Annotated in this window: 14 protein-coding genes; 3 read left to right on the forward strand and 11 right to left on the reverse strand. The window is 73.7% G+C overall.

The annotated features are described in order from the left end of the window. Positions 1–5 precede the first annotated feature (5 nt). On the reverse strand, positions 6–464 hold the full coding sequence (locus IF43_RS0108020) for a (2Fe-2S)-binding protein (RefSeq protein ID WP_030195987.1): 459 nt from the start codon (positions 462–464) through the stop codon (positions 6–8). Between the two features lie 70 nt (positions 465–534). Then, positions 535–2,742: a xanthine dehydrogenase family protein molybdopterin-binding subunit gene (locus IF43_RS0108025; protein ID WP_030195989.1), complete on the reverse strand. Its 2,208-nt coding sequence runs from the start codon at positions 2,740–2,742 to the stop codon at positions 535–537. A gap of 553 nt (positions 2,743–3,295) precedes the next feature. On the opposite strand from IF43_RS0108025, the gene IF43_RS0108030 reads away from it, so the two are divergent. Next, a complete protein-coding gene (locus tag IF43_RS0108030; protein WP_030195992.1) occupies positions 3,296–4,723 on the forward strand; it encodes a PP2C family protein-serine/threonine phosphatase in 1,428 nt (475 codons plus the stop codon). 98 nt (positions 4,724–4,821) lie between these two features. On the opposite strand, the gene IF43_RS0108035 is transcribed toward IF43_RS0108030, so the two are convergent. Continuing rightward, positions 4,822–6,315 carry a hypothetical protein gene (locus tag IF43_RS0108035; RefSeq protein ID WP_030195994.1) on the reverse strand — a complete coding sequence of 498 codons (1,494 nt, stop codon included), beginning with the start codon at positions 6,313–6,315 and terminating at the stop codon, positions 4,822–4,824. Between the two features lie 265 nt (positions 6,316–6,580). Here IF43_RS0108035 and IF43_RS0108040 point away from each other — a divergent pair, with 265 nt between their 5' ends. Further along, positions 6,581–7,717 carry an aminoglycoside phosphotransferase family protein gene (locus IF43_RS0108040; RefSeq protein ID WP_030195997.1) on the forward strand — a complete coding sequence of 379 codons (1,137 nt, stop codon included), beginning with the start codon at positions 6,581–6,583 and terminating at the stop codon, positions 7,715–7,717. A 163-nt stretch (positions 7,718–7,880) separates the two neighbouring features. Then, complete coding sequence (kstD, locus tag IF43_RS0108045) at positions 7,881–9,671, forward strand: 3-oxosteroid 1-dehydrogenase (protein WP_030196000.1); 1,791 nt, start codon at positions 7,881–7,883, stop codon at positions 9,669–9,671. Positions 9,672–9,723: 52 nt separating this feature from the next. Here kstD and IF43_RS0108050 read toward each other — a convergent pair whose 3' ends face one another. The 8 genes from IF43_RS0108050 to IF43_RS0108085 all read right to left on the reverse strand — a co-directional run bounded on the left by IF43_RS0108050 (position 9,724) and on the right by IF43_RS0108085 (position 16,779). Continuing rightward, positions 9,724–10,224, reverse strand: a complete 501-nt coding sequence (locus IF43_RS0108050; RefSeq protein WP_030196008.1) for a hypothetical protein — start codon at positions 10,222–10,224, stop codon at positions 9,724–9,726. A 224-nt stretch (positions 10,225–10,448) separates the two neighbouring features. Next, the gene (locus IF43_RS0108055; RefSeq protein ID WP_030196010.1) at positions 10,449–10,865 is read right to left on the reverse strand and encodes an ACT domain-containing protein; all 417 of its coding nucleotides are present in this window, start codon (positions 10,863–10,865) and stop codon (positions 10,449–10,451) included. Positions 10,866–10,945: 80 nt separating this feature from the next. Then, complete coding sequence (locus tag IF43_RS0108060; RefSeq protein ID WP_030196012.1) at positions 10,946–11,926, reverse strand: threo-3-hydroxy-L-aspartate ammonia-lyase; 981 nt, start codon at positions 11,924–11,926, stop codon at positions 10,946–10,948. 338 nt (positions 11,927–12,264) lie between these two features. After that, the gene (locus IF43_RS0108065) at positions 12,265–12,492 is read right to left on the reverse strand and encodes a DUF397 domain-containing protein (RefSeq protein ID WP_030196013.1); all 228 of its coding nucleotides are present in this window, start codon (positions 12,490–12,492) and stop codon (positions 12,265–12,267) included. A 128-nt stretch (positions 12,493–12,620) separates the two neighbouring features. Beyond that, the gene (locus tag IF43_RS0108070) at positions 12,621–13,787 is read right to left on the reverse strand and encodes a thiolase domain-containing protein (RefSeq protein ID WP_030196016.1); all 1,167 of its coding nucleotides are present in this window, start codon (positions 13,785–13,787) and stop codon (positions 12,621–12,623) included. Beyond that, positions 13,784–14,866 carry a thiolase domain-containing protein gene (locus IF43_RS0108075; RefSeq protein WP_051794885.1) on the reverse strand — a complete coding sequence of 361 codons (1,083 nt, stop codon included), beginning with the start codon at positions 14,864–14,866 and terminating at the stop codon, positions 13,784–13,786. Before IF43_RS0108075 ends, IF43_RS0108070 begins: the two co-directional genes overlap by 4 nt. After that, positions 14,866–15,813 carry an OB-fold nucleic acid binding domain-containing protein gene (locus IF43_RS0108080; RefSeq protein WP_030196023.1) on the reverse strand — a complete coding sequence of 316 codons (948 nt, stop codon included), beginning with the start codon at positions 15,811–15,813 and terminating at the stop codon, positions 14,866–14,868. Before IF43_RS0108080 ends, IF43_RS0108075 begins: the two co-directional genes overlap by 1 nt. Before the next feature lie 165 nt (positions 15,814–15,978). Continuing rightward, complete coding sequence (locus IF43_RS0108085; protein WP_030196026.1) at positions 15,979–16,779, reverse strand: crotonase/enoyl-CoA hydratase family protein; 801 nt, start codon at positions 16,777–16,779, stop codon at positions 15,979–15,981. Positions 16,780–16,957 lie beyond the last annotated feature (178 nt).

Raw genomic sequence — 16,957 nt, forward strand, 5'->3', positions numbered from 1 at the left:
TCCCGTCACTTCATCCGGGCCGCCGCGCTCCTGATGGCCTCGCGGATGCGGAAGTACGTACCGCAGCGGCAGATGTTGGCGATGGCGTCGAGGTCGGCGTCGGTGGGCTCGGCGGTCCGCTGGAGCAGGGCGACCGCGGCCATGATCTGGCCGGGCTGGCAGAAGCCGCACTGCGCCACGTCCTGTTCCAGCCAGGCCTCCTGCACCGGGTGCAGCTCGTCCCCGTCGGCCAGCCCTTCGATCGTGGTGACCTCGCGGCCCGCGGCCGCGGCCACCGGCACCACGCACGGGCGGACCGCCTCGCCGTCGAGGTGGCTCGTGCAGGCCTTGCAGACGTCGACGCCGCAGCCGTACTTGGGGCCGCGGATGCCCAGCAGGTCGCGCAGCGCCCAGAGCAGGGGCAGGTCGTCGGGGGCGTCGACGCTGACGGTGCGCCCGTTGACGGTGAAGGTGTGCGTGGGCACGGGGGACTCCAGGGACTAGCGGGGCGTGTGGGGATGGGCGCGGAGCGCGGCTACGGCCAGGGCGTGGGGCTCAGCGGGGGTACGGGGTGAAGTCGACGTCGAAGTCGAGCGGGAAGCTGCGCGGCTTCGTCCCGGTGGCGCGGGCGTAGGCGTTCGCGATGGCGCCGACGGCCGCCGGCACACCGAGTTCGCCGGCGCCGCCCGGTTCACCGGTGGCGGGCAGGACGTGGATGCGCACGTCCTTGGGGGTGTCGCGCTGCTGCGCGTAGTGGAACTGGCTGTAACTGCCCTCCATGGGCAGCCCCTTGTCGATGTGCAGCCCCGCGCGGAGGGTGGTGGAGATCGCGTCGGTGAGGCCGCCGAGCAGCTGGGCCTCCAGACCGCGCGGATTGATCGGCCGGCCGACGTCGGCGACGATGACCGCCTTGGTGACGCGCACCCGGTCCCTGTCGCGGGTGTCGATCTCGACCAGGCAGGCCGTGCGGGACTTGTACTCCTCGTGGAAGGCGATGCCCTGGGCGCAGCCGGGGGGCATGGGCCGGCCCCAGTCGCCCTCGGCGGCGGCCTTGTCGAGGACCGCGCGCTGGGCGTCGGTCTTGAGGAAGGTGCGGCGGAACGCGACGGGGTCCTTGCCGAGCCGGGCGGCGAGTTCGTCGACCACGATCTCCTCGGCGCCGCGGGTGTTGGCGGAGTACACCGAACGCCAGGAGCCGGTGGGGATGCCGGTCGGTATCTCGGTGAGGGTCTGGGTGGTGAGCCCGAAGTGGTAGGGGGACTTCACCGTGGTGGCGAACAGGGTCTGGGCGAGGGCGCCGTTGCCGAGGCCGCCGGGCAGGCTGGCGGCGGTCGCGGTGATGATCTCGCCCAGGCCGTGCCGGAAGTCGGTCTCGGCGGCCGCCACGCGGTGTTCGAAGCTGAGCACCTCCCCGAGCGCGTAGGTGGCGCGGATGCGGTGGTGGGTGGCGGGACGCATCCGGCCGTGCCGGGTGTCGTCGACCCGGGTCCACATCAGGCGGACGGGCCGGCCCGCGGCGCGCGAGACGAGGGCGGCCTCCAGCGCGGCGTCGAAGAAGAGCCGGCGGCCGAAGGACCCGCCCGCCTGGACGACGTGCACGGTGACCTTGCCCAGCGGCAGGCCCAGGGCCGCCGCGATGGTCTCCCGGGCGACGATCGGGGACTTGAGGCCCGACCAGATCTCGGCCCGGTCCTCGCGGACGTCGGCCACCGCGCAGTTGGTCTCCATGGGCGCGTGGCTGACGAAGGCGAAGTCGAACTCGGCGTCGACGTACGGCGTGAGCAGGGGCGGCAGCAGCGGGGCCGGGGTGGCGGCGCGCAGCTTCGTACGGATCCCCGCGTCCGAGAGGTCGTCCGCGGGGCCGGGACCCCAGGACACCTGGAGGGCGGCCTTGGCGTCGAGGGCCTGGCCGAAGGTCTCGGCGACGACGGCGACCCCGGTGGGGACGGTCACGACGGCGAGCACGCCGGGCATCGCCCGGACGGCGTCGGCGTTGGCGACGCCCCGGACGGTGCCGCCGAGGGTGGGCGGGCGGCGCAGCACGCAGGGCTTGGCGCCGGGTACGTCGAGGTCCAGGGTGTAGCGCTGGCGGCCGGTGACCATGGCACGGGCGTCGATGCGGCCCGTCGGCCGGCCGACGAGGGCGTGCCGGGCCTCCGGCTTCGGGGTGGCGGCGAGGACGGCCAGCGTGGGGGCGGCGGCCTCGACGGCGAGGGAGCCGTAGTCGGCGCTCCTGCCGTCCGGGGCGTGCACGGCCCCGTCGCGGGTGTCGAGTTCGCGCACGGTGACGGACCAGCGGCGCGCGGCGGCGGCGAGCAGGCGGGCGCGGGCGGCGGCCGCGGTGTGGCGGACCGGGTCGTAGAGCGAGCGGATGCTGTTGGAGCTGCCGGTGAGCTGGTTGAAGACCAGTTCGGGCCGGGCGTCGTCGAGTTCGACGCGCACGGTCGCCAGGGGGGCGTCCAACTCCTCGGCGACGAGCATGGCGACGGCGGTGGTCAGGCCCTGCCCGACCTCCTCGCGGGGCAGCCGGAAGACGACGGTGCCGTCCGTCTCCAGAACCAGGGTGAGCAGGTGCGAGGTCGGGGCGCCGGCCAGGATGAACAGGTCGCCCAGATCGACGAGGTCGGCCGGCGCGGGCAGCGAGGGGATCACGGCGTGCGCCGGCTGCGGCGCGAGGGCGTCCGCCCCGATCCGGGTGGCCAGCGCCAGTGTGGGCGCGGCCACCAACTGGGTGAGGAACGTTCGTCTGCCCTGCTCCGCCATGCCGCTCCCGCCCGCGCGTCCGATTACCGGCACGTAGCGTAGCGATCACTCCCGTCGCGTGGAACCCGTCCTGCGGAACCGGTCCTCCCCTTCGCCGGCGGGTACGCGGGGGCCCCTCGGCGCGGTCGGCGGGCCCAACCCTTCCGAGGGGCGGGGCGGCGTCCCGGTGACGGGCGGTACGGCGAAAGAGTGGGTTACGCGATCTTCGGTCAGGTGCACGAAGGCGGGGGTCGGAGGGGCTGGTTTCGGCCTCAGGTGCCGAGTGGACAGTGGCGGCTACGGGACCGCGGAACGGGGTGGGGATGCCCGGGTCAGGTGCCGCGCACCGCCCGTCCGCGGCGCCTCAGGCGCTACGGTCCACCGCTACGCCGGAGTAGCCCCTGACCGGAAACATTCGCACAAGAATCGGGACAAGCGAGGCCCTTGGCATATGCCACAAGCACGAACGTAACGGATGTTGCCAATTCCCTTACAGGCCGTCGCGGCCTGTGCCACAGTCGTAACCGGCCCTTCCATCAGACTTGGCCGAGCCGCGCCTGTATCGGAGTTCTCCATGCCGTCCCACACCTACGCGGACCGTCCCGCGCAGCCGCCCGAGCCGGGGTCGGTGGACGCGCTGATCTCGCGGACCCGCCGCCTGCGCGGGGACGTGGACGCCGTACGACGGGACACCGTCGTCGACGACGACGACGCGCAGGGCCGCTGGCACCGCGCCCTGTGCGACCTGGCGGTCCATCACCTCGACGACCTCGGCGAACACCTGGGGCAGCTCAAGGAGGGACTGCCGCCGGCTCCCGAGGCCCTCGACCTCTCCCAGCCCGCCGCCGCTCCCGAGACCGGGGCCGAAGCGCAGGGACGGGTCGGCAGCGCCGAATGGAACCTGCTGACCGACGAGGTCACGTGGTCCGACGAGCTGTACCAGATCTTCGGCCGCGCCCCCGAGCAGGGCCCCCTCCCCCTCGACGAGCTCGGCTCCACCCTCTTCGCGGAGGACCAGCCGCTCCTGACGACGATGGTGACCGACTGCCTCGTCGACGGCAAGGCCATAGACGGCGAGTTCCGCATCGTCCGGACCGACGGCTGCGTGCGGACGCTCCACATGCGCGGCGAGCCCGTGCTCGACCAGGACGGTTGCACGGCCTCCATGTGGGCCGTCATGCGCGACGTCAGCGAACTGCGGCGCAGCGAGCGGGCGGTGCGCGAGACCCTCGACTCCCTCCAGCGCCAGCGCCAGATCGCGCAGACCGAGCACCGGCTCGCGGTGGAGCTCCAGGAGGCGGTACTGCCCTCGTGGCGCGGCTCCCTCCGGTTCCCGCACGGCAGCACCGGAGCCCTCGATCTCGCCGCCCACTACATGCCCTCCACCACCAGCGCCCTGATCGGCGGCGACTGGTACGACGCGCTCGAACTCCCCGACGGCACCTCGATGCTGACGGTCGGCGACCTCACCGGACACGGCGTGACCGCCACCTCCGGGATGGCCATGATGCTCGGCGCGCTGCGCGGCATGGCGATGGCCGGCATCGCGCCGGGACCCCTCATGGGCTGGCTCAACCAACTGCTGGAGAACTCCGTGCAGCCCGCCCTGGGCAGCGCCGTGTGCTGCCGCTTCGACCCCGCCACCCGGACCCTGTCCTGGGCCCAGGCCGGCCACCCGGCACCGCTGCTCTTCCGCCGCGGCACCGGGCGCGCGCTCCAGCCCCCGGAGGGGGTCCTGCTCGGCGCCACCACCGGCGCGGTGTACGGGCAGGCCGAGGAGCGCCTGGAGGAGGGCGACCTGCTCGTCCTCCACACGGACGGACTGACCCCCCGCACCATCGAGTTCAGCCGCACCGACGGTGCGGAGCGCCTGTTGGCGATGGCGCCCCGGTTCGCCGCCGCCAGGTCGGCCCAGGACTGCCTGCGCCTGGTCGTCGAGGAGTTCGGCGAGACCGGGCGCGAGGACGACGCCTGCGTGCTGGTCGCCCGCGTCGGCGCCTGAGTGCGTCACGAGACCGAAGGGGGCTCGCTCTGCGGCGGGCCCCCTTCCCTCGTGTTCCCTCGTGCTTCCGCTCGCCGGCCGGGGACCGCACGCCGGGCTCAGACCTCGGCCGGGCGCGCCTTCCGCGTCGGGCTCTTCGGCAGCGCGAGCCGGATCTCCTCGCGCAGGTCGTCGATCCGCCCGTACCCCGCGTACTGCCCGGTGAGCCGGTACATCTCGCGCAGCCGGTCCCACGTCCGGTGCGAGGAGGTCTCCCCCATCGACACCAGGGCGAGCCGTGCGTAGCGGTCGGCCTGCTCGGGGTCGTCGGCGATGAAACACGCCGAGGCCATCGACAGGTAGTCGAAGATCTGTGAGCGCTGGTAGCCGGTGCCGCGCAGCCGCAGCGCCTCCAGGGCGTGCCGCTTGGCGACGGGGGCCGCCGACGGGTCGTGGTCGGCCAGCGTGCGGTACGCCAGCGCCTGCATGCCGTGCATGTCCGCGTCGTCGAAGTGCTGCATCCAACTCGGCGGCGGGACGTCGTTCTTGTCCGAGACGAACAGGTCCTCGGCCTCGCCGAGGGTGCGCCGCATCGCCTGCCCGCGGCCCATCGCCGCCTGCGCCCACGCCTCGACGGTGTGCAGCATGGCGCGGGTGCGCGGCAGGGTGCGCTCCCCGGAACCGGACTGGGCCAGCTTCATCAGGTCGAGGGCCTCGTGCGGCTTGCCCAGGTGCACCATCTGGCGGGCCGCCCGGGACAGGGCCTCGCCGGCCCGCGGGCGGTCACCGCCCTCGCGGGCGGCGTGCGCGGCGATGATGAAGTACTTCTGCGCGGTGGGCTCCAGCCCCACGTCGTGGGACATCCAGCCGGCGAGCACCGCCAGGTTGGCCGCGACGCCCCACAGCCGGCGCTGGAGGTGCTCGGGGTGGCGGTACGCGAGCATCCCGCCCACTTCGTTGAGCTGGCCCACGACGGCCTTGCGTTGGAGGCCGCCGCCACGCGAGGCGTCCCAGGCCCGGAAGACCTCGACGGAGCGCTCCAGGGCCTCGATCTCCTGCGAACCGATGGGGGCGGCCTCGTACCGGTCGTAGCCGGCCGGGTCGGCGTGGAGGGGGTCGTTGAAGCGGGGGGCGTCCATCGACAGGGCCGGGTCCGTGTGCAGCCAGTCGTGCATGTGGCCGCTGATGGCGGAGCCGGCGGTGAGCGCGGCACCCGCGCCCATCAGTCCGCGTCGGTTGAGCATGAGGTCCATTCCCGTGAATTCGGTGAGGACCGCGGCCGTCCGCTCCGGCGCCCACGGCAACCCGTCGGGGTTGTCCTTCGCCCCGCCCGGCTGCCGCCTGCTGGTGCGCCCTGGTCTTGCGAACCCGAGGTCCTCGATGGTCACGACACGACCGAGTCGCTCGGTGAACAGGGCGGCCAGCACCGACGGCACGGGTTCGCGGGGGCTCTCCCCCATGTCGATCCAGCGCCGCACCCGCGAGGTGTCGGTGGCAAGCTGGTGGTGGCCCATGGCCGCCGCCTGCCGGTTGACCAGCCTCGCGAGTTCTCCCTTGGACCACCCGGCGAGGCCGAAGAGGTCGTTCAGGCGGGTGTTGGGTCCTCTGCTCACGTCAAGCCCCCAGGTTCTCGGCTGACTTGACACTAACCCCCGGTCAGATGCCGAGCGACTATTCGCCAGGGTTCGCCAGGGTCCGCCAGATGGTACGCAACGGTCCGCCGGGTGTCAGGTAGGAATGCGCCTTCCCGACCCGGTCCACCGGCCGGCACTCCCCAGGGTGTCGCGGAATCCCATGGTTCCCCATGGTGCTCTCCGTGGGGTGCCGGGGCGGGAAGCGTACGCAACTCGTCGGCGCACGAAGGGATACGTATTCATCATGTACGCAGCATCGTCCTCCGTGACCGCCCCGACCCGACCGCACCGCACCTTCCAGGCCGGCGGCGGCCCCTTCCTCGATCCCGGCCGCGGCGCGGCCGTGCCGGTGCAGGGCGCCGTGCGGGCCCGGCGGATGCCGGGGGCCGCGGCGCAGCCGCTGAGCGGCAGACTCGACCTGTCCGGCCCGCAGGGTGCGCAACTGCGCGCCGCGCTCGCCTCGGTGCACCGGATCTGCCCGGAGTTCGCCCCCGTCCAGGTGCTGCGCAGGAGCGCCCGGTCGGTCCTGCTGGTGGGGACCACAGGACGGACGACCGCGGTCGCCAAGGTTTTACTGGACCACTCGCCGGAGTGGACCGAGCGGTACCGCCACGAAATAGCGGTATACCGCGCGTTCGTCCGGCATCGTCCGCCGGTACGGGTGCCGCGTCTGATCGCCGCCGACCCGGAGAACTGCACCCTGGTCGTGGAACGGATGCCCGGGCGCGTGGCGGCCCTGCAGCGGCATCCGGTGGAGGCGCCGCCGCGCGCCGACGTACGGGCCGCACTGGGCGCCGTGTGCCGGGTCAACCAGTGGCGCCCGCCGGCCGAGTTGTTCGGCCGGCCGCTGGACTACGGCTCGCGGATCGCGCGGTACCACGAGCTGGGGCTGCTGACCGACCGTGACCGCGGCGACCTGCAGAAGCTGCTGCACGGCCTGGCCGTGGCCGGCCCCGGCGGGCGGCTGCCGCGCCAGTTCAACCACGGCGACGCGCTGCTGTCGAACCTCCTGCTCTCCCCCGCCGGGCCGGTGCTCCTCGACTGGGAGCACGCGGGCTGGTACCTGCCCGGGTACGACCTGGCGACCCTGTGGACCGTACTGGGCGACGCGCCCGCGGCCCGGCGCCAGATCAGCCAGCTCGCGCAGGCCGCGGGGCCGCTGTCGCAGGACGCGTTCCTCGTGAACCTGATGCTCGTGCTGACGCGGGAGATCCGTACGTACGAGACCGCCGTCCAGAGGTCGATGCACGGGACCGGACCGAGTGCGCCCACGGCGGGCGGGCTCAGCAGCGGTGAGGAGCAGCGGCTGCTGCTGCGGCGGCTGCACGACGACTGCGGGATGGCCCGCAGGGCGGTCCGGGCGGCGGTCGGCACGCGCTGACCTCCGGCCGCCGAGGGGCGGCGGCAAGGGACGTCAAGGCATACGCGCTACCCCCGCGTATGCCTTGACTTGTCTTGTCGCCGCGAGCACGGTGCTGACGCCCCGCATATGCTGACGCTCCATCAGGAGCCGTCGCCCGCCCTCGCGTCCGCCGGAGCCGCCCATGTCCGCACGTGCCGCACGACCGTCCCGCCGTACCGTGCTCGCCGGCACGGGTGCCGGAGTCATCACCGCCGGCCTGCCGGCCGCCGCCGCCCGGGCGACCGCAGCCGGGACGACCGGCGCCGGGACGGACGAGACCCCCGTCCTGGGCGAGTACGACGTCGTGGTCGTCGGCTCCGGTGCCGCCGGCATGACGGCCGCCCTGACCGCCGCCCACCGCGGCCTGAGCTGCGTGGTCGTCGAGAAGGCCGGCACCTTCGGCGGCTCCGCGGCCCGCTCCGGCGCCGGCATCTGGCTGCCGAACAACAGCGTCATCCTCGCGGCCGGTGTGCCGGACACCCCCGACAAGGCCGCCCGGTACCTCGCCGCCGTGGTCGGACCCGACGTGCCGGCCGCACGGCAGCAGGCCTTCCTCGCCAACGGGCCCCGGATGCTCGACTTCGTCATGGCCAACAGCCCCCTGCGGTTCCGCTACATGGAGGGTTACAGCGACTACTACCCCGATCTGCCGGGCGGGTTGGCCGGCGGTCGCAGCATCGAGCCGGACCAGATCGACGGCAACGTCCTCGGCGCCGAACTGGCGCACCTGAACCCGGCGTACATGCCCGTCCCGGCCGGCATGGTGGTCTTCAGCGCCGACTACAAGTGGCTCACCCTGGCCGCCGTGAACGCCAAGGGCCTGGCGGTCTCCACCGAGTGCCTGGCCCGCGGCACGAAGGCCGCCCTGCTCGGGCAGAAGCCGCTCACCATGGGCCAGGCCCTGGCCGCCGGCCTGCGGGCCGGGCTGATGCGGGCCGGGGTCCCGGTGTGGCTCGACACGCCGCTGGCCGATCTGGTGCAGGACGCCTCCGGAGCGGTGACGGGCGTGGTCGTCGAGCAGGGCGGGGTACGGGGCGTCGTACGGGCCCGGCGCGGGGTGGTGGTCGGCTCGGGCGGCTTCGAGCACAACGCGTCGATGCGCGCCCAGTACCAGCAGCAGCCCATCGGCACCGCGTGGACGGTGGGCGCCAAGGAGAACACCGGCGACGGCATCAGGGCCGGGCAGCGCGCGGGCGCGGCGCTGGCGCTGATGGAGGACGCGTGGTGGGGGCCGGCGATCCCGCTGCCGGAGGAGCCGTACTTCTGCCTGGCCGAACGGACCCTGCCGGGCGGCCTGGTCGTGAACCAGGCGGGCGCACGCTTCGTCAACGAGGCCGCGCCGTACAGCGACGTGGTGCACGTGATGTACGAGAAGGACCGGTCCGGCGGGCACATCCCGGCCTGGCTGATCGTCGATCAGAACTACCGCAACCGCTACTTGTTCAAGGACGTCGCGCCGACCTTCGTGTTCCCCGACTCCTGGTACGCGTCGGGGGCGGTGCGCAGGGCGTGGAGCCTGGACGCGCTGGCGCAGCAGATCGGGGTCCCGGCGGCCGCGCTCAAGGCCGCGGTCAACCGGTTCAACGGGCAGGCCTGGTCGGGCACGGACCCCGACCAGCACCGGGGCGACTCGGCGTACGACCACTACTACACCGACCCCGCGGTCTGCCCGAACTCGTGCCTGGCACCGCTGTGGCTGCCGCCCTACTACGCCTTCAAGATCGTGCCGGGCGACCTGGGGACGAAGGGCGGCATGGTCACGGACGCGCGGGCGCGGGTGCTGCGCGCGGACGGCTCGGTGATCCGGGGGTTGTACGCGGCCGGGAACGCCAGCGCGGCCGTGATGGGGCACAGCTATGCCGGGGCGGGGTCGACGATCGGGCCCGCGATGACCTTCGGCTACGTCGCGGCGAACGACATCGCGGGCGGGTGAGCGCCGGTGGCGCGGACCGGCGACGCCGCGCGCCGGTCGGTCCGGCCGCGCCTCAGCCGGTCTGGAAGAGCTCCGCCGGGAGCGGCTTCAGGAGCGCGTACAGGTCGTCCGTGATCGGCCGGTCCCAGCTGGCGATCGTCACGAGGACGTTGTCGCTGCGGTCGAACTGGACGCACGAGATGCGGCTCTCGGAGAGCTTGATCCGCCGCACGATGAGGAGGTTGTCGCCCTGCATGACGGGGACGTCCTCGGTGCCGGTGACCTCGACCTCCTCGTCGTTCTCCAGGGCGGCCAGCAGCTGGGACACCTCGAAGGGGACCTGCTTGTCGGCCAGCTCGCGGGCGGGCGAGCCCTCGGGCAGGTTGCCGATGATCATCGCGGGGCCGCGGCCGCCGAACAGGTCGTAGCGCAGGAAGACGCCCTGGCAGCTGCCGTCGGGGGCCGGGAGCAGACCGGCCCCGAGGTTGCCGGGCCAGTCCTCCGGGTCCATGGCCAGGACGTCGAAGTCCGGGCCCGCGGGAGTGGCGGCGCTGCGGCGGCGGAGGAAGGACATGCGGCCATGGTACGGGTCGGGCGGGTGTTTCCGGGTGCGGGGTGCGTTGCGGCCGCCCAGGACGTCGCCAGGGGGCCGGACGGGGCCTTGCCGCGGCGGCCCGGCGGGCCGTGCGGGCCGGGTGCTCGGGGCGGCTCGGGCGGGTGCCCCGGGGCGGCCGAGGCCTGGTGCCGGGCCGGTTCGGGCCCGCGCGCCGGGGGCTCAGGCCTGTTTCCGGGGCCGGCTCAGGCCTGCGTCCCGGCGGCCGAGCGGGCGGCGAGGGCTTCGAGGAGGGCCACCGCCTCGGACGCCCGGTCGACCGGTACGAAGAGGTGGTCGTGGTGGTAGCCGGCGATCACGTTGCAGCTCAGCCCCGCCGCTGCGAGCTCCCGGGCGAAGGCGCCGGTCAGCCCCACCGCCTCCAGGGCGGAGTGGATGCGGAGGGTGATCCAGCCGGCCACGTAGTCGTAGGGCAGCCGCTCCGCGTCGGCCTCCTCCTGGCGCAGTACGAGGGTGAGCCCCTCGGCCTCGGCGACGGTGGCCACGGGGTGCACGCCCGGCGGGACGGAGCTGCCGGCCACCGTGCAGAAGACGTACCGGCCGGGGTTCAGTTCCGGGCGCATGCCGCCGAGGAGCTTGGTGAGGTCGCTTTCGCCGCTCATGGGCGCAGCATAGGTCCACGTGGACCGGGGCCGGCTGATCCGCCGGCCCCCCTTTTAAGCCCGGCCGCCCCGGACACCCCCTAAGCCCGGCCGCCGAGGAGGAGCTGGGCGAAGCGGGCCAGGTCGATGTTGCCGCCGGAGACGATGACGCCGACGCGGGCGCCGGGCAGTTCGTGGGCCATGTTGCGCAGGGCCGCGAGCCCGAGGCAGCCAGTGGGCTCCACGACCAGCTTGAGGTAGGTGGCGAACAGCCGCATCGACGCCACGAGTTCGTCGTCGGCGGCGGTCGTGACCTCCACCTTCTCGCGGGACAGGATCTCGAACGGCAGCTCCCCGATGTGCTGGGTCTGCGCGCCGTCCGCGATGGTCTGGGGGGTGTCGATGTGCACGATGCGGCCCTCGGCGAGCGAGCGCAGGCCGTCGTCGCCCGCCTCGGGCTCGACGCCGACCAGCCGGCAGCGGGGTGCGAGGGCGCGGGCCGACAGCGTGGAGCCGGACAGGAGCCCGCCGCCGCCCAGCGGCACGAACAGCGCGTCGAGTTCGCCGGCCTCCTCGAACAGCTCCTTCGCGGCCGTGCCCTGCCCGGCGATGATGTGCGGGTGGTCGTACGGGGGGATCAGCGTGAGACCGCGCTCCTCGGCCAGGGTGCGGCCGATCTCCTCGCGGTCCTCCGAGTAGCGGTCGTACGTGACGACCTGCCCCCCGTAGCCCTTGGTGGCGGCCACCTTCGCGGCCGGGGCGTCCAGCGGCATCACGATGGTGGCGGGGATGCCGAGCAGGCGGGCGGCCAGGGCGACGGCCTGGGCGTGGTTGCCGGAGGAGTACGCGACCACGCCGGCGGCGCGCTGGGCGGGGGTGAACCGGGACAGGGCGTTGAAGGCCCCGCGGAACTTGAAGGCGCCCATGCGTTGGAAGCTCTCGCACTTGAACAGCACGTCGAGGCCCAGCTGTTCGTTGACCTGCCGGGAGCGCATGACCGGGGTGCGGTGGGCGTGCCCCTCGATCCGCAGCGCGGCCTCGGCCACGTCGTCGTACGTCGGAACGGTGACGGGGTCGGTCATCACGCGGGCCCTTCTTGCCGCGTGGGGGCGGCCTCGCTCGCGGCCGGGGCCTCGGCGATCGCCCGTACCGGATCCATGCGGGACATTTTAGTCGCCGCCCGAACCTGCCGCCGGGGCGGCCCTGAGCCGACGCGCCGGGCCGGCACCTGGCCCCCGGCCACCGGCCGTCCAGTGCGGGCCGTCCCGGGGTGCGTGGGTCCCCTCGGCGCGTGAGCCGGTACGGCCTGCCGGGCCTGCCTCCGGACCAGCCTGCCCTCCTGCCTCAGCGCCTCCCCCACACACCACGGGGCGGCACTCCCGTGAGTCGGTGACCCGGGCGTCGAGACGCCCCCTGGGCGTCAGGTGAGGTCGAACTCGCCCTCGCGGGCGCCCAGGACGAAGGCCCGCCACTCGTCCGGGGCGAAGATCAGGGAGGGGCTCTCGGGGCGCTCGCTGTTGCGCATCGCGATGAATCCCTCGACGAACGCGATCTGGACGTCCCCCGCCCCCTGGCTGCTGGACTGCCAGTCCGCGTTGCTCAGGTCCAGGTCCGGCTTGCCCCACCCGGTCATCGGCTGAATGGTCATGCTGGCTCCCTCCGGTCGCTTGCGTCGTCCGGTGGCCCAGGGTAGCGACGCGACCGGGTGCCGGACAGATCGCCGCGGTGGGCCCCCGGCGCCGCCCGTACGTCCGTACGAACGGGCGGCCGCGGGCGTCACGTGTTCGGCGGCTCCGAGCCGACCAGCCACATCGCGAAGAACTGGGCGCCGCCGCCGTAGGCGTGGCCCAGGGCGCGCCGGGCGTCGGGGACCTGGTGCTCGCCGGCGCGGCCGCGGACCTGGAGGGCCGCCTCGGCGAAGCGGATCATGCCGGAGGCGCCGATGGGGTTGGTGGAGAGCACGCCGCCGGAGGGGTTGACGGGCAGGTCGCCGTCGAGTTCGGTGACACCCGACTCGGTGAGCTTCCAGCCCTCGCCCTCCTGCGCGAAGCCCAGGTTCTCCAGCCACATGGGCTCGTACCAGGAGAACGGGACGTACATCTCGACGGCGTCGATCTGCCGCCGCGGGTCGGTGATGCCGGCCTGCCGGTAGACGTCGGCGGCGCAGTCCTTGCCGGCCTGCGGGGAGACGAAGTCCTTGCCGGCGAAGAGGGTGGGCTCGCTGCGCATCGCCCCGCCGTGCAGCCAGGCGGGCGGGTGCGGGGCGCGCCGGGCGCCCTCGGTGTCGGTGAGGACCATGGCGCAGGCGCCGTCGGAGGACGGGCAGGTCTCGGAGTAGCGGATGGGGTCCCAGAGCATGGGCGAGGCCTGGACCTTCGCCAGGGTGATGTCGTGCTCGTGGAGGTGGGCGTAGGGGTTCTTCAGGGCGTTGCGGCGGTCCTTGTAGGCGACGAGGGAGCCGACGGTGTCGGGGGCGCCGGTGCGGCGCATGTAGGCGCGCACGTGCGGGGCGAAGAAGCCGCCGGCGCCGGCAAGCAGCGGCTGCTGGAAGGGGACCGGCAGGGACAGGCCCCACATGGCGTTGGACTCGGACTGCTTCTCGAACGCGAGGGTGAGGACGGTGCGGTGGACCCGGGCCGCGACCAGGTTGGCTGCCACGAGCGCGGTGGAGCCGCCCACGGAGCCGGCGGTGTGGACGCGGAGCATGGGCTTGCCGACCGCGCCGAGGGCGTCGGCGAGGTAGAGCTCCGGCATCATGACGCCCTCGAAGAAGTCGGGGGCCTTGCCGATGACGACCGCGTCGACGTCCGCCCAGTCGAGTCCGGCGTCGTCGAGGGCGCGCCGGGCCGCCTCACGGACGAGGCCGGCGATGGACACGTCGTGGCGGGCGGCCACGTGCTTGGTCTGGCCGATTCCGACGACGGCCACGGGCTCCTTGCTCATGACGCGTCTCCTTCCAGGACGGCGACCAGGTTCTGCTGGAGGCAGGGGCCGGAGGTGGCGTGGGCGACGGCGCGGTCGGAGGCGCCGCGGTGGATGCGGGCGGCTGCCTCGCCGATGCGGATGAGGCCGGCGGCCATCATCGGGTTGGCGGCCAGGGCGCCCCCGGAGGGGTTCACGGTGACGTCGTCGCCGAGGCCGAGGGCCTTGCGCAGGACCACCTCCTGGGAGGTGAAGGGCGCGTGCAGTTCGGCGGTGTCGACCTGGCGGTCGAAGAGGCCGGCGCGCTGGGCGGCCAGTCGGGTGGAGGGCGAGTCGGTGAGGTCGCGCAGGCCCAGGCCGTGGGCCTCGATGCGGTGGTCGATGCCGCGGATCCAGGCTGGGCGTGCGCAGAGCCTGCGGGCGGTGTCCCCGGCGGCCAGGATCACGGCGGCGGCGCCGTCGCCGACGGGCGGGCAGTCCCCGGTGCGCAGCGGGGCCACCTCGTAGTCGCCCAGGGGGAGTTCGCCGCGCAGCTGGGCGTGCGGGTTGGCGTCGGCGGCCGCGCTGCGGCTGCGTGCGGCGACCGCGGCCAGGGCGGCCTCGTCGGTGTCGCCGGCGTCGATCAGTGCCCGGGCCTGGAGGGCGGCGAGGGCGACGGAGTCCGGCCAGAGGGGGGCGAGGTAGTACGGGTCGAGCTGGCGGGTGAGGACGTCGCGCACCGAGCCCGGCGAGGACTTGCCGTACGCGTAGACGAGGGCGGTGTCGGCCTCGCCGGTGCGGAGCTTGACCCAGGCCTCGTACAGGGCCCAGGCGCCGTCCATCTCGACGTGGGACTCGGAGATGGGGGGCCAGGCGCCGACGCCGTCGAGGGTCATGGTGAAGGAGAAGGCGCGGCCGGCCAGGTAGTCGCTGGAGCCGGAGCAGGTGAAGCCGATCTCGCCGGTCTTCAGTCCGGTGCGGACCAGGACCTCGTGGAGGACCGGCATGACCATCTCGACTTCGCTGAGCTCGTCGGTGCGGCGCAGGTGGTCGCTCTGTGCGAAGGCGACCACGGCGATGTCGCGGTCGTCGGTGCCGTTCGCCGGTGCGGTGTGTGCCATCAGAGCAGCTCCTTGTACGCGTCGTAGTCGGCGTCCGGCTCGCCGGTGGGCCGGTAGTGGTCGGGGTGGCGGCCGCCCTCGGTCCACACCGGTTCCACCCGCAGGCCCATGCGGACCTGGTCGTACGGGATGCCGCCGATCCGGCCGTGGAGGGCGAGGCCGGCACCGTCCAGGGCGATGTGCGCGTACACGTACGGCACCTCGATGTCGAGGTTCCTGGCCTTGATGTTGACGATGCAGAAGGTGGTGACGGTGCCGGCGGGTCCGACCTCGACCCGGTCGGTGGTGGCGACGCCGCAGGTGGGGCAGGCGCCGCGGGGCGGTACGTACACCTTGTGGCAGGACGGGCAGCGCTCTCCGACGGTGCGGCGCTCGGCGAGGGCGTCGAGGTACGCGGTCTGGGCCCGTCCGGGGCTGTAGGTGTAGTCGAGGCGGGCCTCGGCGACGATGCCGGTGACGGGGTCGGCGAAGACGCCGTCGTGCGGGGCGGCCGCGGCCTCCGGGGCGTCGTCCCCGGCCGGTTCGAAGCAGGCGATGTCGGTGATGGCGCCGGTGCGTTCGGCGGCCCACCGGACCCGTACCCGCATGCCGGTTCGGACCGCGTCCGGGCCGGGGGCGTCGAGGGCGTGGAGCAGTGCGGTGTCGGCGCCGTCGAGCCGGACGAGCACCCAGGCGAACGGGGTGTCCAGGGGCTGGTGGGGGCGCGGCCGGGGGTTCCAGGCCCAGGTGGTCACGGTGCCGGTGGTGCCGACCTCGACGAGCTCGCGGATCTCGGCGGCGGTGACGGGGTCGTACTCGACGGGCGGCACCATCACCGTGCCGTCGGAAGTCGTGACGCCGAGGACGGTCCGCTCGCGCAGGCCGGTGAGGAAGGCGCTCTGGACCGGTCCGAGGGAGCGGGTGAAGGGGAACTCGACGACCAGGGGCGCACTGAGGACTTCGGTCACGGCGGTCAGGGCTCCTTCTCGGGCGGTTCGGGCGGCTGCTCGGGCGGCCCCGGCAGGCTGCTCGGGCGCTTCGGGCAGGCTGCTGGGGCGCTTCGGGCGGCTGCTCGCGCTGCTGTTCCGGCTGCTCGCGCGCTCGTGTGCGGCGCGCGGCCGGGGCGGAGGGGGTCAGGCGCGCCGGTAGACCGGCGGGCGCTTCTCGGCGAAGGCGCGGGCGCCTTCCTTGGCGTCCGCGGTGTCGAAGACGGGCCAGCCGCGGGTGAGTTCGGAGGCGAGGCCCTCGGTCTCGGTCAGCTCGGCGGTCTCGTAGACGGAGGCCTTGACGGCCTCGACGGCGAGCGGGCCGCAGGCGTTGATCTGCTCGGCGATCCCGAGGGCCGCCTCCAGTGCGGTGCCGTCGGGGACGACGCGGCCGACGAGGCCGATCCGCTCCGCCTCGGCCGCGGTGTACGGGCGGCCGGTGAGCAGCATCTCCAGTGCGTGGGTGCGGGGGATCTGGCGCTGGAGGCGGACGGTGGAGCCGCCGATGGGGAACAGTCCGCGCCTGACCTCGAAGAGCCCGAACGTGGCGCTCTCGCCGGCCACGCGGATGTCGGTGCCCTGGAGGATCTCGGTCCCGCCGGCGACGCAGTACCCCTCGACGGCGGCGATGACCGGCTTGCGGGGCCGGTGGTGGCGGAGCATGGCCTTCCAGTGCAGGTCGGGGTCGGCCTTGAGGCGGTCGCGGTAGTGGTCGCCGGCCATTCCGCGGCCCGCGAGGGCCTTGAGGTCCATGCCCGCGCAGAAGTCGCCGCCCGCGCCGGTCAGGACGACGGACCGGACCGCGTCGTCCTCGTCGGCCGCCAGCCAGCCGTCGTACAGGCCGACCAGCAGGGGTAGCGAGAGCGCGTTCTTGGCCTCCGGTCTGTTCATGGTGAGCACCAGCGTGGCGCCGCGGCGCTCCACGGTGAGGTGTTCCGTCCCGCCCATTGCCGTCCTCCCGTCTCGCGACCTAGAACAGGTTGCAGGAGGGGCCCGTGCAGTTCAATAGTTTTCTGACAGTCAGTCAGATTTCTTGGGCGGCGCCCTTCCCTGTTGGAGCGCTCGACGTTGTAATCGGCAGCCATCCGTACGGAACCCGTACGGACGAGGTCGTTCCCGGGTCAGG

This window comes from Streptomyces sp. NRRL S-87, from assembly GCF_000719335.1.
Taxonomy (GTDB): Bacteria; Actinomycetota; Actinomycetes; order Streptomycetales; family Streptomycetaceae; genus Streptomyces.

Coding starts and splice junctions, on each gene's coding strand:
- IF43_RS0108085 (WP_030196026.1), bottom strand. CDS start 16,779: ATGGGCGGGACGGAACACCTCACCGTGGAGCGCCGCGGCGCCACGCTG.
- IF43_RS0108030 (WP_030195992.1), top strand. CDS start 3,296: ATGCCGTCCCACACCTACGCGGACCGTCCCGCGCAGCCGCCCGAGCCG.
- IF43_RS0108065 (WP_030196013.1), bottom strand. CDS start 12,492: ATGACCATTCAGCCGATGACCGGGTGGGGCAAGCCGGACCTGGACCTG.
- IF43_RS0108060 (WP_030196012.1), bottom strand. CDS start 11,926: ATGACCGACCCCGTCACCGTTCCGACGTACGACGACGTGGCCGAGGCC.
- IF43_RS0108055 (WP_030196010.1), bottom strand. CDS start 10,865: ATGAGCGGCGAAAGCGACCTCACCAAGCTCCTCGGCGGCATGCGCCCG.
- kstD (WP_030196000.1), top strand. CDS start 7,881: ATGTCCGCACGTGCCGCACGACCGTCCCGCCGTACCGTGCTCGCCGGC.
- IF43_RS0108040 (WP_030195997.1), top strand. CDS start 6,581: ATGTACGCAGCATCGTCCTCCGTGACCGCCCCGACCCGACCGCACCGC.
- IF43_RS0108050 (WP_030196008.1), bottom strand. CDS start 10,224: ATGTCCTTCCTCCGCCGCCGCAGCGCCGCCACTCCCGCGGGCCCGGAC.
- IF43_RS0108070 (WP_030196016.1), bottom strand. CDS start 13,787: ATGAGCAAGGAGCCCGTGGCCGTCGTCGGAATCGGCCAGACCAAGCAC.
- IF43_RS0108075 (WP_051794885.1), bottom strand. CDS start 14,866: ATGGCACACACCGCACCGGCGAACGGCACCGACGACCGCGACATCGCC.
- IF43_RS0108025 (WP_030195989.1), bottom strand. CDS start 2,742: ATGGCGGAGCAGGGCAGACGAACGTTCCTCACCCAGTTGGTGGCCGCG.